Origin of the sequence: Terribacillus saccharophilus (assembly GCF_000725365.1) — a bacterium.
In the GTDB taxonomy this organism is placed as follows: domain Bacteria; phylum Bacillota; class Bacilli; order Bacillales; family Amphibacillaceae; genus Terribacillus; species Terribacillus saccharophilus.
Window position 1 is genome coordinate 3,249,423 of record NZ_CP008876.1, and the last position, 13,998, is coordinate 3,263,420.

Annotated in this window: 12 protein-coding genes and 2 riboswitches; of the genes, 8 read left to right on the top strand and 4 right to left on the bottom strand. The window is 43.5% G+C overall.

From position 1 onward, the window contains the following. Positions 1 to 74 precede the first annotated feature (74 nt). A complete protein-coding gene (locus GZ22_RS16130) occupies positions 75 to 398 on the top strand; it encodes a hypothetical protein (protein ID WP_038564687.1) in 324 nt (107 codons plus the stop codon). A 26-nt stretch (positions 399 to 424) separates the two neighbouring features. Then, positions 425 to 700 (top strand): hypothetical protein, encoded by a 276-nt coding sequence (locus GZ22_RS16135; RefSeq protein WP_051748390.1) that lies wholly within the window; start codon positions 425 to 427, stop codon positions 698 to 700. 174 nt (positions 701 to 874) lie between these two features. Here the strand turns inward: GZ22_RS16135 and GZ22_RS16140 are convergent, their stop codons facing one another. Together GZ22_RS16140 and GZ22_RS16145 are read right to left on the bottom strand one after the other, a co-directional pair. Continuing rightward, positions 875 to 1,225, bottom strand: a complete 351-nt coding sequence (locus GZ22_RS16140) for a P-II family nitrogen regulator (protein WP_038564690.1) — start codon at positions 1,223 to 1,225, stop codon at positions 875 to 877. A 20-nt stretch (positions 1,226 to 1,245) separates the two neighbouring features. Then, on the bottom strand, positions 1,246 to 2,457 hold the full coding sequence (locus tag GZ22_RS16145; RefSeq protein WP_038564692.1) for an ammonium transporter: 1,212 nt from the start codon (positions 2,455 to 2,457) through the stop codon (positions 1,246 to 1,248). 652 nt (positions 2,458 to 3,109) lie between these two features. Further along, positions 3,110 to 3,221: riboswitch (SAM riboswitch) on the top strand. 76 nt (positions 3,222 to 3,297) lie between these two features. Between GZ22_RS16145 and metX the strand changes: the two genes are divergently transcribed. From metX to acsA, 6 genes are all read left to right on the top strand, one after another. Further along, positions 3,298 to 4,365 carry a homoserine O-acetyltransferase MetX gene (gene metX / locus GZ22_RS16150; RefSeq protein ID WP_038564695.1) on the top strand — a complete coding sequence of 356 codons (1,068 nt, stop codon included), beginning with the start codon at positions 3,298 to 3,300 and terminating at the stop codon, positions 4,363 to 4,365. 1 nt (position 4,366) lies between these two features. Further along, a riboswitch (SAM riboswitch) is annotated at positions 4,367 to 4,475 on the top strand. A 74-nt stretch (positions 4,476 to 4,549) separates the two neighbouring features. Then, the gene (locus GZ22_RS16155) at positions 4,550 to 6,340 is read left to right on the top strand and encodes a PLP-dependent aspartate aminotransferase family protein (RefSeq protein WP_038564698.1); all 1,791 of its coding nucleotides are present in this window, start codon (positions 4,550 to 4,552) and stop codon (positions 6,338 to 6,340) included. Beyond that, entirely contained in the window at positions 6,333 to 7,334 is a 1,002-nt protein-coding gene (locus GZ22_RS16160) for an aliphatic sulfonate ABC transporter substrate-binding protein (RefSeq protein ID WP_038564702.1), read from the top strand. Before GZ22_RS16155 ends, GZ22_RS16160 begins: the two co-directional genes overlap by 8 nt. A gap of 6 nt (positions 7,335 to 7,340) precedes the next feature. After that, complete coding sequence (locus GZ22_RS16165; RefSeq protein WP_051748392.1) at positions 7,341 to 8,117, top strand: ABC transporter permease; 777 nt, start codon at positions 7,341 to 7,343, stop codon at positions 8,115 to 8,117. A gap of 16 nt (positions 8,118 to 8,133) precedes the next feature. Continuing rightward, positions 8,134 to 8,886, top strand: coding sequence for an ABC transporter ATP-binding protein (locus tag GZ22_RS16170; RefSeq protein WP_051748394.1), 753 nt, complete (start codon positions 8,134 to 8,136; stop codon positions 8,884 to 8,886). After that, a complete protein-coding gene (acsA, locus tag GZ22_RS16175) occupies positions 8,846 to 10,531 on the top strand; it encodes an acetate--CoA ligase (protein WP_038564705.1) in 1,686 nt (561 codons plus the stop codon). Before GZ22_RS16170 ends, acsA begins: the two co-directional genes overlap by 41 nt. Before the next feature lie 177 nt (positions 10,532 to 10,708). Here acsA and GZ22_RS16180 read toward each other — a convergent pair whose 3' ends face one another. Both GZ22_RS16180 and GZ22_RS16185 read right to left on the bottom strand, forming a co-directional pair. Further along, entirely contained in the window at positions 10,709 to 11,746 is a 1,038-nt protein-coding gene (locus GZ22_RS16180; protein WP_051748399.1) for a 2-keto-3-deoxygluconate permease, read from the bottom strand. Between the two features lie 221 nt (positions 11,747 to 11,967). Further along, complete coding sequence (locus GZ22_RS16185; protein WP_164072104.1) at positions 11,968 to 13,707, bottom strand: sigma-54-dependent Fis family transcriptional regulator; 1,740 nt, start codon at positions 13,705 to 13,707, stop codon at positions 11,968 to 11,970. Between the last annotated feature and the right edge of the window lie 291 nt (positions 13,708 to 13,998).

Consider the following 13,998-nt stretch of genomic DNA (forward strand, 5'->3'; position numbering starts at 1 on the left):
GACCATACATATACGGTTTCAGCTGCATAGTTTATAACTGTAAGCTAATTACAAATTTAAAGGAGGAATCACTTATGGGTGATAGATGGGAAAAGAAGAACAAATATGAAGGGAGCAACCAAGAAATGAGTTACTACAAACATGACAAAGAACACGACGATGAAAACTTCGACGAAGTAGAAGTGGAAAGCGCAGCTAAAAACAAATCCAAAAACCACAATGAAGCAAAAGTCGTTAAAAGCGGCAACTCTTATGTTTGGGTTAAAACAAAAGCAGACGCTGAAGTTGAAGAAGATTTTGATCTAGATTTTGAAGATGATGACGATGACAACGGCCATGGTCATCATGGCGGCGGCAAAGGTAAGAAAAAACGTAGACATAAAAGAAGACCTTGCTAATTAATTATTAAGAAAGGAGAAGAACAATGAGCAATCTAAGAAAATATCAAAACCCGTTTTCTGCCAGCAGAAACGATAACAATTCCCAAGTTGCCCATAGTGGTAACTCAGATGTCGATGTTATTGTAGAAGTGAATACAATGCCGATTGCATATGCTATGCTTTGTTCCCTTTACGCAACCAATCAGTTATCTCTAACTGAATTCGAAGATGCTATCAAGAATTTGAAAAGCCTTGTGGAAGAAGATCGTCTCACAAATGATAATGACCCGAATACAGCTAAAATCTATCATATAGAATAGTGCTATAGATTAGCTCTCCTGCTTTCTCCAAGCGGGATTGCTACTACAGTTTTCTGCTTATAATATGCTTACTGATGATCTAGTGGTAATTGCAGCTCATGTTCTTCTCCCGGCCAGCCTGAAATTAGGCTGGCTTTTTACATAGGAAAAGCGCCCCTAAAAGGAGCGCTTTTTTTACAAGGCTGCAGGACCTTGTTTTCCTGTATTAATATCAATCGTTTGTTGGACCGGATAGACGAATATCTTTCCATCACCAGCTTTACCAGTATGAAGTGCACTAGTAGCTGCTTTGATGACATCATCGACAGGTACTGCACTGACGACAATCTCAATCTTAAGCCGATCGAATACGTTCTGCACTTTCTTGACACCGCGGTATAGCTCAGTGTAGCCTTCCTCAAGGCCGCAGCCTTGCACATGGGAGAAAGTCATGCCCGATACCCCGATTTCAGCCATTTTCATTTTAAATGCCTCAAGATCCGCTGAGTTTCTAGTGATAATCTCAACCTTGAACATGTCACTCATATACCGTTCCTCCTTTTAGTTTAATCCTGGTAAGCGCGCTCGCCATGCATTGTCAAATCCAAGCCTTTTGCTTCTTCTTCATCAGTAGCACGTGCTTTGAAGATAAGGTTGACGATTGTGATGAGGATAAATGTCACAACGCCGACGAATGCAAATGTCGCAATGATGGCAACCACCTGTCTCCATAATAGATCAATACCGCCACCGTAGAAAAGACCATTGTGCTCAACGATTGAATTAATGGAATCGCTAGCGAACAAGCCTGTTGCGATACCACCCCAAGTACCACCGACTGCGTGCAATCCGAAAGCATCGAGTGCGTCATCATAGCCTAGCTTCTGTTTCAGCCAGCCGACACCCCAGAAGCAAACGATACCGCCGATGAAGCCGATAGGAATGCTGGCAATAGGGGAGACGAAACCTGCAGCAGGAGTGATGGCTACAAGACCGGCAATCGCACCGGATACAGCTCCCAATAGTGTTGGCTTTTTATTGACAACCCATTCAATGATCATCCAGCCTAGTACACCAGAAGCAGCAGCAGTATTTGTATTGATGAAGGCATACATTGCTACGTCATCGAAAGCAAGCTCACTGCCGACGTTGAATCCGAACCAGCCGAACCATAGAAGTGCGCCTCCAATTAAGGTGAAGATCAGGTTATGCGGTGCAGTGGTGCCTGCATTTTTCCGTTTACCAATAACGATTGCAACAACCAAACCTGCAAGACCGGAGGAAATGTGGACAACGTTTCCGCCTGCGAAATCTAGAGCGCCCATTTCAGCGATCCAGCCGCCGCCCCATACCCAGTGTGCAAGTGGGGAGTAAACGATGAGGACCCATAGAACTGTAAATAAGATGAATGCCGGGAAACGAATACGTTCTGCATAAGCGCCAGATACGATTGCAGTTGTCAGAATCGCGAATGTCATTTGGAACATCATGAATAAATTGAATGGAATAGTGTGTCCTTCAGTCGGCTCGAAACCAACATTATTAAGTCCGAAGAAATCTAATCCTCCAATAATTCCGTTACCTGGTGAGAACGCCAGGGAAAAGCCGATAATAATCCAGATGATTGATACGATTGCCATAGTCGTAAAGCTGTGCATCGCTGTGCTCAGTACGTTCTTGCTTCTTACTAACCCGCCGTAGAAGAGTGCGAGTGCTGGTGTCATCAACCATACCAAGACAGTTGCGACAAACATGAATACCGTATTAGCCATATCCATTTTCTCTACCCCCTGTGTTTATCTTTATTGTTTGAAAATTTAAATCTTTTCTCATTATAAGTGCCAGACAAAAAAATGTAACAAACTTGTCAGGTTATCTTACGTGAATATTTCTGACCAACTCGTGTAAGTGTTTTCAGGGCTTTTGTCATGAAGCGTTACTAAAATAGTGCCGAATTTAAGAAATATGGGAAATTTGGAGTAGTTTGCGCGGTGTTACAGCGGGAATAGATAGATAGCTGCGGATAGGCGCTCCATCGGGAGTTTGACAATAATTGTAAAGCATGATAAGATAGTTAACGTCTTCGATGTTTAAGTAACTTTATCGAAGATCATTGGCATTCTGCTATAGTTTTAATTAGAAGTACTTATTCAGACTGGAGCGGCCTAGGAGCCGTGAGGATGCAATAGAGGTAGGGATTGCATCGTTTAAGTGTAAACTACCATGTGGAACAAGTACCGCGGCAAGAGGATGTATTAGGTATCCTCTACTTACAATAGAAAAGTTACATTATTAGCCCCGCATTGGCATTAGCTGATGCGGGGCGTCCAAATTTCTGGGGGATTTTACAGCGTAAATGGAAATTTCAGAATTTATAGTTGACTCATATTTTAACCCATGCTACAATCCTGTTAACAAATAAATAGCAAGCTCTTATCAAGAGAGGCGGAGGGACTGGCCCGACGATGCCCGGCAACCTGCAAGCAGAAATGCTTATAAGGTGCTAATTCCTGAAAGTGCGTATGCACTTTAGAGATGAGAGAGACATGTCGGTACATATTGCCACCCTGTCCTCTCAGGGTGGTTTTTTTATTTTGAGGGGAGGAAGTGTACGGAACATGGGGTCACAACAGTCATACCAAACCGGAAAACTTCTAATAGGGGATATCGAGCTTGAATCAGGTGAAATCCTTTCACAGGTGGAAGTAGCTTATGAAAGAAGCGGACCCGAATCAGGAGAAACGGTGCTGATCTGCCATGCGCTGACAGGAGATCAACTTGCGGCTGGTAATGGTACAGTTCCAGGCTGGTGGAGCGGATTGCTGAAGCCTGGAGGGTTTATCGACACCGACCGGTATCAAATAATTACATGTAATGTGCTGGGCGGCTGCAATGGCACAACAAGTGCCTTATCGGCAGATCCAGTTTCAGGTGATAGGTATGCGGCAGCTTTTCCTGCTATTACGATCCGTGACATGGTTTCGGTTCAGCGCCTTGCATTGGAGAAGCTAGGAATCTCTCATTTAAGGGCTGTGATCGGCGGATCTTTAGGAGGAATGCAAGTACTGGAATGGGGTGTCATGTATCCAGATTTCATGGATGTGCTGATCCCCTTGGCGGCAACTCCTTATGTAAGTGATTACGCAATTGCCTATAATCACTTAGCCAAGACAGCTATCACTTCCGATCACGATTGGAACAATGGTAACTACACAGCAGATAAACCACCTGCTGCGGGTCTCGGACTTGCAAGGATGGTAGGAATGCTTACTTACCGCTCTGATCACCAATATAATGAACGCTTCCGTCGCGCTGCCTCCCGCAGGGACGATGCAGCTTATGAAGTGGAATCATATTTGAACTACCAAGGAGAGAAGCTCGTCAATCGCTTTGATGCCAATTGTTACGTGACATTATTAGAAGCGATGAACAGCCATGATATCGGAAGGGGAAGAGGAGGATGGCAGTCTGCTGCTCAAAGTATAAAAGCGATTGTACTGACATTCGGCTTCTCCAGAGATCTGCTGTTTCCGCCGGAAGAGATTGAACGCTTTGCAGCGGCAGTTCCGGGTGCCCGTCATATAGACGTTAAAACAATTTATGGACATGATGGCTTTCTGCTCGAATTTGAAAAATGGGGACATCATATCCGTGAGGTGCTTCAGCAGCCTATGAAAATTTCATAATAACTTATCAAGAGAGGCGGAGGGACTGGTCCTATGATGCCCGGCAACCTGCAAGCAGCAATGCTTGGAAGGTGCTACTTCCAGCAAACAAAGAGTTTGAGAGATAAGAAGTTTCATGCTTATGCAGCAGCTTCTTACTGGAAGCTGCTTTTTTCATCTATATAAAAATTGGAGGAATGACAAAATGACAGATCAAGTATATAAAGCAGAGACATTAGCATTACACGGTGGTCAAGCACCAGATCCGACAACAGGTTCAAGAGCAGTACCGCTTTATCAAACAACTTCATACCTTTTCCATGATACAGATCATGCTGAGCGTCTATTCGCATTGGATGAACCAGGTAACATTTATTCCCGTATTGGTAACCCTACCGTCGATGTATTAGAAAAACGGATTGCATTGCTGGAAGACGGCGTTGCAGCAGTTGCAGTTGCTTCTGGAATGGCAGCAATCAGTTACAGCATCCTAAATCTGGCTGCAGCTGGAGATGAAATCGTAGCAGCGACCAACTTATATGGCGGAACGTATAATCTATTCCAAACGACACTTCCGCGTTATGGAATCAACGTAAAATTCGTCGACCCAACTGATCCGGAAGCTTTCCGTGCAGCGATTACAGACAAAACGAAGGCTGTATTTGCAGAGATTATCGGAAACCCGAGTCTGCATGTACTAGACGTGGAAGCCGTAGCCGAAGTGGCGCATGATGCGGGTATTCCGCTAATCGTTGACAGTACATTTGCTACACCTATTTTGAGCAAACCGATCACATTAGGTGCTGATATTGTTGTTCACAGTGCGACGAAGTGGATTGGCGGTCATGGTACTTCTATTGGAGGATTGATTGTTGACGGAGGCAGGTTTGATTGGAATTCACCGAAATTTCCGACATTTACAGAGCCGGATCCGAGCTACAATGGCATCCGCTATGCATTTGATTTCGGAACCCTTGCTTTCAGTACAAAATTGCGTGTGCAATTACTGCGTGATTTAGGCGCTGCGCTTAGTCCGTTTAATGCATGGCAGCTGATTCAGGGGCTAGAGACTTTGCACTTGCGCGTTGAACGCCACGTCCAAAATGCAGAAAAGCTTGCGAACTATCTTGAGCAGCATCCCGCAGTTGATTGGGTTGCTTATCCAGGACTCAGCAGCCATCCATCCTATGAATTAGGAAAGAAAGTACTTCCATTTGGTACTGGTTCCATTGTTAATTTTGGTATTAAGGGTGGCAGAAAAGCTGGTGCTACACTGATCAATAATGTTGCACTTTGGTCACACGTTGCCAACGTCGGAGATGCAAAATCATTGATTATACATCCTGCATCAACGACACATCTGCAGCTGGATGCAGAAGGGCTCGCTGCTACGGGAGTGAAAGAGGAATTGGTACGCTTGTCTGTTGGAATTGAGTCAGTGGATGATCTTATTCATGATTTGGACAGAGCATTGGAAAAAGCGACGGGAATCCGTTCTGAATCACGGAAAATCGTCATCAATGATGAAGCCGTTATCCGGGAAGCACTCGGCAGTGCGACAGATGCGACAGGCCGTCAAAAAACTATTGCAGTAGTAGGCTTGAGCAGTAAGGAACAGCGCCCAAGCAACCGTTTGGCTCGCAAGATGCAGCGACTTGGCTACAAAATTATTCCGGTTAACCCTGCTGAAACGAGTGTATTGGGAGAAAAAGCTTATCCCGATTTGACAAGCGTGCCTGAGAAAATCGATATTGCTCAGATTTTCCGCAGTCCCGAAGCAGCTGTGGAGCTAGCTAAGGAAGCAGCCGAAGTACGTCCAGAAATCTTCTGGCTCCAAGAAGGTGTCGTTTCGCAAGAAGCTGTTGCTATCGCCAGGGAAGCAGGATTGGAAGTTGTTCACAATCGCTGCACATACAAAGAAGCACAGCGCCTGCGCGGAACAATAAGTACTTATGCCTGTGAACTGGATAACAAAGGAGTAACGATTGATGAATAAGATTCCCCTTATAGATAAAAGAAGTTTACTAGCTTTACTTAGTTTAGTTGTAATCGTATTTCTGGCAGCTTGCGGGAACTCAAGCAGTGCATCTGGTGAATTAAAACAAATTCGCTTGGATTATGCTTACTACTCTCCAGCAAGTCTGGTGATAAAGAACAAAGGATGGGCAGAAGAAGCATTCAAGGATTCTGACATTGAAGTGACTTGGACACTTAGCCAAGGGAGTAATAAGGCACTTGAATTTTTAAACAGTAACAGCGTGGATTTTGGTTCTACAGCTGGCAGTGCCGCCTTGCTTGCCAAGGCTAATGGCAATCCGATTCAAGGTATATATCTGGCGTCCAAACCAGAATGGACAGCATTGGTTGCGGCAAAGGACAGCGACATTAAAGAGCCTGCCGACTTGAAAGGAAAGAAAGTCGCCGCTACTGTTGGAACAGATCCGTATATCTTCTTGCAGCGTACTTTGCAGGAAGCTGGTCTAGATGAGCAGGATGTCGAAATCGTCAACCTGCAGCATGCCGACGGAGCGAGCGCTTTGCTCTCAGGTGATGTAGATGCATGGGCAGGACTTGATCCGCATATGGCAAAGCTTGAACTAGAGAATGACGCACAGCTTTTCTATCGGAATGAAGACTTCAACACATATAATTTCCTGAACGTTCGGGAAGAATTCGCTGAAAATCATCCTGAAGAAGTAAAAGAAGTCTTGAAACTTTATGACAAAGCAAGAGCATGGATAGAAGAGAATCCGGAAGAGACAGCGGAGATTGTTGCTAAAGAGGCAGGAATCAGCCAAGAAGTTGCAGCAAAGCAGCTGGAACGAAATGATTTCTCTGAATCTGTCCCAGGCGATACGCAGCGGGAGATTCTGAATCAATCAGGTGCTGTTCTGGAAAAGGCGAATCTATGGAAAGGCAACAAAGATGTAGCGGAAACGGTTAATGCTTATATTGAACCGAAATTCGCACAAGAACTTGGAGAGGAATGATGATTTATGTGGAAGAAATTACGGACACATCCTGTACTGCTCGGTTCACTGCTGCCAATCTTATTGCTGGCAGCATGGGAGATTCTGAGCAGGGCAGGAGTCATTCCTGCTTATCAACTGCCTGCGCCTAGCGCTATTTTGTCGACCATCATTACATACTTGCAGGATGGTACTCTGCAGGATCATGTATTACTTACTGTTTATCGGCTGTTTGTTGGTTTTATCATTGGAACAATCGCAGCTATTCTTTTGGGAACACTTGTCGGCTATTCCGAGCTTGCGGAACGATTCTTCGATCCGCTGATTCAAGCATTTCGCTCCATCCCGTCGCTGGCATGGGTTCCGCTGTTCATCCTTTGGATGGGGATTGGCGAAACATCAAAAGTGACATTGATTGCAGTCGGTGTGTTCTTCCCTGTTTATTTGAATATCGTTGACGGTATTCGCGGAGTGGATAGAAAACTGATTGAAGTGGGCAGAATGTATGGCCTCGATGGAGTAGCACTAGTAAGAAGAATTATTCTTCCGGCATCTCTGCCGTCTTTCCTTACCGGTTTGAGAAGCGGTCTCGGTTTAGGGTGGATGTTCGTTGTTGCTGCAGAAATCATGGGTGCTAGCCAAGGGCTGGGTTACCTTCTTATTTTAGGGCAGAACACTTACTCTCCTGATGTAATCATCGCCAGTATTTTCTTGTTTGCCCTGCTCGGTAAATTGACAGATTGGGTGCTGAAGCTCATTCAGAAGCGGTCGCTTCATTGGCAGGATACCGCATTAGCGAAATGACAAGGGAGGAATCAGCATGACATTACAAGTAAAGGCGCTGGGAAGAAGCTTCGGGGAAAAACAAGTATTGCAGCAAGTGAATTTCTCTGTTGGAAAAGGAGAAATTGTAAGTCTGCTCGGTACGAGCGGATGCGGTAAGAGTACGGTTCTGCGGGCGCTGGCAGGTCTTGATAACGATTATGAAGGGAACATCAGCATTCCTTCCGATCAGCGTGTTGGCTTTATCTTTCAGGAACCGCGGCTCTTGCCTTGGAAAACGGTCTTAGCTAATGCCACTTTCGGCTTGAAGGGAGACCGCAAGGAAAATGAGGCGAAGGCACGGCGGTATTTGGAGCTTGTCGGACTAAAAGAAGCCGAAAAGCTCTATCCACGGGAGCTTTCTGGCGGTATGGCACAGCGGGCAGCTATTGCACGTGCGCTTGTGACAGAGCCTGATATCCTTCTGCTGGATGAACCGTTTAGTGCACTTGATGCATTCACAAAAATGCAGCTGCAAGAGCTTCTTTTGAAGATTTGGGAAACAACTGGTACCACAATCATCCTCGTTACGCATGATATCGATGAAGCCTTATATTTGAGTGATCGTGTCTTGCTCCTGCAAGGACGACCATCAACTTTGGCCAAAGATTTGAAAATAGCTTTAACAAGACCGCGCTCTCGCGGAAGTGCAGCGCTCGGAAAATGGAAAGAAGACATACTAGATCTACTGGAAGGGAAGGAACAGACATATGACTACAAGCTTGTCACCGAAATCGGACAAAAAGCATAATCTTTCAAGCTATCAAGAAGCACTGAACAACCATGATTGGAAAGTGCTAGAAGAGGAGCTTCTCGGCAGAAAAGATGGTAGGTGTAACGCATCCTATGAAGCTGTCGACCGCCATGTAGAGGACGGATATGGATCAAAAACTGCTTTGCATTATGTGAAAGATGGGGTGCTGCAATCCAGTTTGACATTCGAACAGCTGCAGCAGAAAATTGAGCATTATGCGAAGGTCCTTCGTTCACGTGGAGTAGAGAAGGGAGACCGTGTTTTTATCTTTCTTCCGAAAAATCCTGAATGCTACATTGCTATACTGGCAACCATCCGTGTTGGAGCGATTGCAGGTCCGCTGTTTGAAGCGTTCATGGAAGATGCTGTACGTGATCGGATTAATGATTGCGGTGGTACATTGCTGATAACAGATCAGGACTTGATTAACAGAGTTCCAGCCGAGGATATTCCTTCCTTGCAGGAAATTCTTTTAATAGAAGAAATTGATGCAGCTGAGCCGGATGCATCTGTTTCAGGAGAAGTAGAATGGGTCGACAGAGAAGACGGTCTTCTGATCCATTATACGAGCGGCTCGACTGGTAAGCCAAAAGGCGTCCTGCATGCCCATCGTTCCTTCATCCACCATGCTGTATCCGGGAAATGGGTGCTCGATGTTCAAGATGATGATGTGTATTGGTGTACGTCACACCCTGGGTGGGTAACTGGCAGTGTCTATGGCTTGTTCGCGCCATGGTTGAACCGAGCAACTATTGTTATCCAAGGAGGACGTTTCCAAGCTGAATCTTGGTACAAAATCATTGAAGAGCTTAAAGTGACAACACTATATAGTGCACCTACTGCTTTCCGCCTGCTCAAGGCAAAAGGAGATTTGTACAAGGATTATGATCTAACTAGCTTGCGTCATATTCTTAGTGTCGGAGAACCGCTCAATCCGGAAGTCATCACATGGGCATGGGATAACTTACAGCTTCGTATCCACGATACGTGGTGGATGACAGAAACTGGAGGACATATTATCGTCAATCTGCCTTCCGAACCAATCAAACCGGGCTCAATGGGACGTGCATTCCCAGGCATTCAGGTTGGTATCCTGGATGATGAAGGGAATGAGTTGCCAGCGAATTCAATTGGTCAGCTTGCCGTTAAAACGCCATGGCCGGGTCTTATGCAGGATATCTGGGGCGATCGAGGGAAATATGAAAGTTACTTTGTTTATCCTGGCTGGTATATTTCCGGTGATTTAGCGTTGAAGGATGAAGAAGGTTATATCTTCTTCCAAGGCCGGAACGATGACATGATCAATAGCTCAGGTGAACGGATCGGTCCATTTGAAGTAGAAAGTAAGCTTATTGAACACCCTGCTGTTGCAGAAGCGGGAGTAATCGGGAAGCCGGATCCTGTTCGCGGGGAAATCGTTAAAGCTTTTATCACACTGCGTGATGGCTATGAGGAGACACCGGAACTGCTGGAATCTTTACGATTGTTCGTCCGTAAGAATTTGGCTGCTCATGCTGCACCAAGGGAAATCGAAGTAATGGCAGAGCTGCCGAAAACACAAATCAGCGGAAAGATCCTGCGTCGGGAATTGAAGCAGCGTGAATTAGAAAAACAATTAGCATTAAAAACGCCTTCCAAATGAGGAGGGCGTTTTTTTATGCTTCGACATATCTGTGACCATACACTGACTATATGGTCTAAACTGAAGTTGGACTAAATTGAAGCGTAAGTATTGATTGACTCAAAGAGGTTTAAAGCTAGTAAATACTATGGATAAAAAAAGAACTGCCACAAATTGATATGGCAGTTCCTCTTTTCTCTAAGCTTGATTACTAGTAATCTGTTTCGAAACATTTCCCGAATTCTCGTCCGTTATATCTGAATCTTGATTCTGTTCAAATTGATAACCTTTTTTCTCTAGCCTTTTCACTAAGAAGCCTACATAAATCGGAAGGACAACTGCAGTTGTAACCACAGAGGCCGCTACTTGAACTGTAGCAATATCAACAACAGAAGCAAAGCTCGCATTAGCTGCTGCTATTGCTGCTGGTGTTGCTACTGCATTACCTGCTGTAGAACCTTCAGCTGCACCAACGATAGGATTCCATTTAAGGGCCTTGAATACAAAGTAACCAGCTGTACCAGTGACAAATACAGTTAACAGACCAAGGATAACCCCGCTTAATCCACCGGAAAGTATGGATTTGAAATCAATGCTCATACCAAGGGCGAATGCAAAGAATGGAATAAGCATGGAGCTGCCGCGCTCCAAAAAGCTTCTCATGTTCTCATCTAAATTACCAAGAACCATACCAACTGCAATTGGAAGTAAAACGGCTATGAAAGAAGTGATAGAAAATAAACCGTTTACAAATCCCATTGCGCCAAAGATGGATAATGCAACCATTGTAAGGAAAGGACCATCATTTAAAGCTAGTAAAGAATATGCTGCTCTATCTTCCTTGCTTCCGTATTGGCCGACAAGTGCGACGAACATACCACCGTTACTGTTTGTCATAGCTGCAATCATAGCGATAGGCGCAATTCCAAGCCATAAACCGTCTTCGCCAGCAAATAAGATTGCGAGTAAACCAAATGCTGCCCCGACAGCCCACTTGGTAACAAGTAATGTTGCACCTTTTCCTAAAGAACGACCGAATGATTTCAGATTGATTTGAGCCCCTGTACATAATAAGAATAAAGCAATTAACGTGGAGGCTCCATCAACAAACAATGCTTGTGTGAAATTTCCTATTCGAAGCAAATCAGGAGCGAATGTATTTAAAACAGCTGCAAGCAATAATGGTACGACCATCATTCCCCCTGGGATTCTTTCCAATGTAGCTTTAATTTTCATCTTGACACCCTCTTCTTTAGTTTCATTTTTAAACACACAGTACATTAAACCGCTTTCAATTACTAATTGTAAATGCTTACAACGCATTTTACAAGTGTTATTTTATAATTAAGTTGCAAAAACAAACATTTACTAATGATTAGAATCAGTTATCCTTTAATTTGTGTTGCAATAAATAGCAAAAAGAGACAAGTCGATTTAGTCGACTTGTCTCTTTTTTATTAGGATTGCAGTTTACGCCATAGAGTGGATCGATTGATTCCTAAACGCGATGCTGTTTTTGATTTGTTATAGTTTTCTTCTTTTAACACAGCTTTTATTATCTCTTTTTCAATCTCCTCAAGTGTACCTTTTAATGGGAAATGGACATTTTGCTTTGAATGATCCCGTAGGTTCTGTATTACTTTTTCTGTCGTCTCCACCTCAATATGATAGCCATTCGTTTCTACAATAAGCTGCTCTATAGCAGCGTTTAATTGATCAATATTACCTGGCCAATCAAACTCTTTCAACAGGGATAAGGCGCTTTCTCTAAAACCTACTATCTGTCCTCCGAATTCCGTGTTGTGATAGGAGATAAGATAATGAGCCCACGACTCAATGTCTTCTATTCTGTCTTTTAGTGATGGTAATTCAATAGCGTACGCTGCTAATTCTGTAAGGAGTTCCTTTGTAGTGCTTTCTTGATTCAATAACTCATATTTGTCAGGTTCTATTCCTGATAAAATTCTAGGACCTGTTTTCCTATTTTTCAACACCTGTAACAAGCCTTTTAGACTATCTGTGCTCAGCGATTCTAGATTCGTTAAATAGCAAGTTCCAAAATGGTTGCTGCTTAGAATTGATTCCATCTTCGTTTTCCATTCTTTTGATGGAATGGCATCGCATAATATTGTTGCGAATGGCAGGTGGAAGAGAGGGCTATGTCTATGAATTTCCTTTGCAGCTGTCAGTTTGCCCACACCTTTTTCTCCGATTAATAGTATAGGTGCAGTGTGGCTGGCTGTCGCTTTGATCTGTTCGTGAACAGTTTGGATTTTACTGCTGGATCCTATCATCTCCATCCTGTCAGTAATATCTTCTACACGGATTCCTTGGTTATCTTGTTCTCCGCTGATTGTATCCGTAACCCGAATCCAGCATAGGTCATCCTTGAATGGGCTGGAGAAAACCTCAAAGGCATTTCCGTTATTCATAACGATTTTGGAAAGTGTGTTATTAGACTGAATGCTTTCCAGGGCATATTGTTTTAGTTGTTCAAATTCTCTTCCCAGCTTCTCGGACAGTTGTTCAGAGGCTTGGTTTTGTTCTATGACGTTACCTTTGCTGTCAAATAACATATATGCATTTTTTTCATGTATCAGGAGCTTTTTGTACTGCTGTATCTCTTCCTTTAACCTGTTGAGTAATTCATTTATATGAATGGCTTCTTGGAAGGATTCGCTGACTGCTTCTGAACCAGAAGTGATTAATATACCGTTCAATCCAGTCTTTTTAGCAGTTTCAATGGTTACTGTGTCTCCAATTACGGACTTGATGCCTTCTTTTTGCAAATCCTTTAAAGTGGTTTCGACTTCTGCGCTGCTGTTGATTTCTACTGTCTTGATATCCAAGTCTAAAAGTGCCGCGATAGTACGGGCGCCTTCTGAGATATTGGAGAATCCTACAATTGCAGTCCTGCCGGGATACCCTTCGGCTAGTGTTAAAACCTTCAGTACATCATATCCAGAAACCTTTACTTCAACTACAGGAATGGGTACGCTCTGTTTTATGAACTGAGCGGTTCCTCCGCGGCTTATAATCAAGTCGTATTGTTCGTATGTCTGTCTGGCAAAACGTGCTCCTTCGTCTAAGTCACCTACAAGTACATCTATATCTAAATTCGGAAAGTTGCCTTTCATACCATTAACCAGTTCTTTTAAACCGTTATAGGGTGCGATAAACAATATTTTTATGGTCATATGTTCTCCTTTTGCCATCTCAGTCTTACTTCTTTCTCTATATTCTTAGCATAATACAGGAAGAAAAATATTTCACTCACAGCAGAAAAAAATATTGTTGGAATAAGTAGAGGTTATTAATGCAAGGTTTATGAGTTTGTTTTAAAATGCACCAAATAAAATGATTTTCTTCGTTATTTATGTATTATTACCATTTTTTATTATCTGAATTAAGCTGAAAGAAATAAAAATGTTGCGAAATTAATCACTTGCTATTACAATGACACTAGATACAAATTGAAAACGGTACCA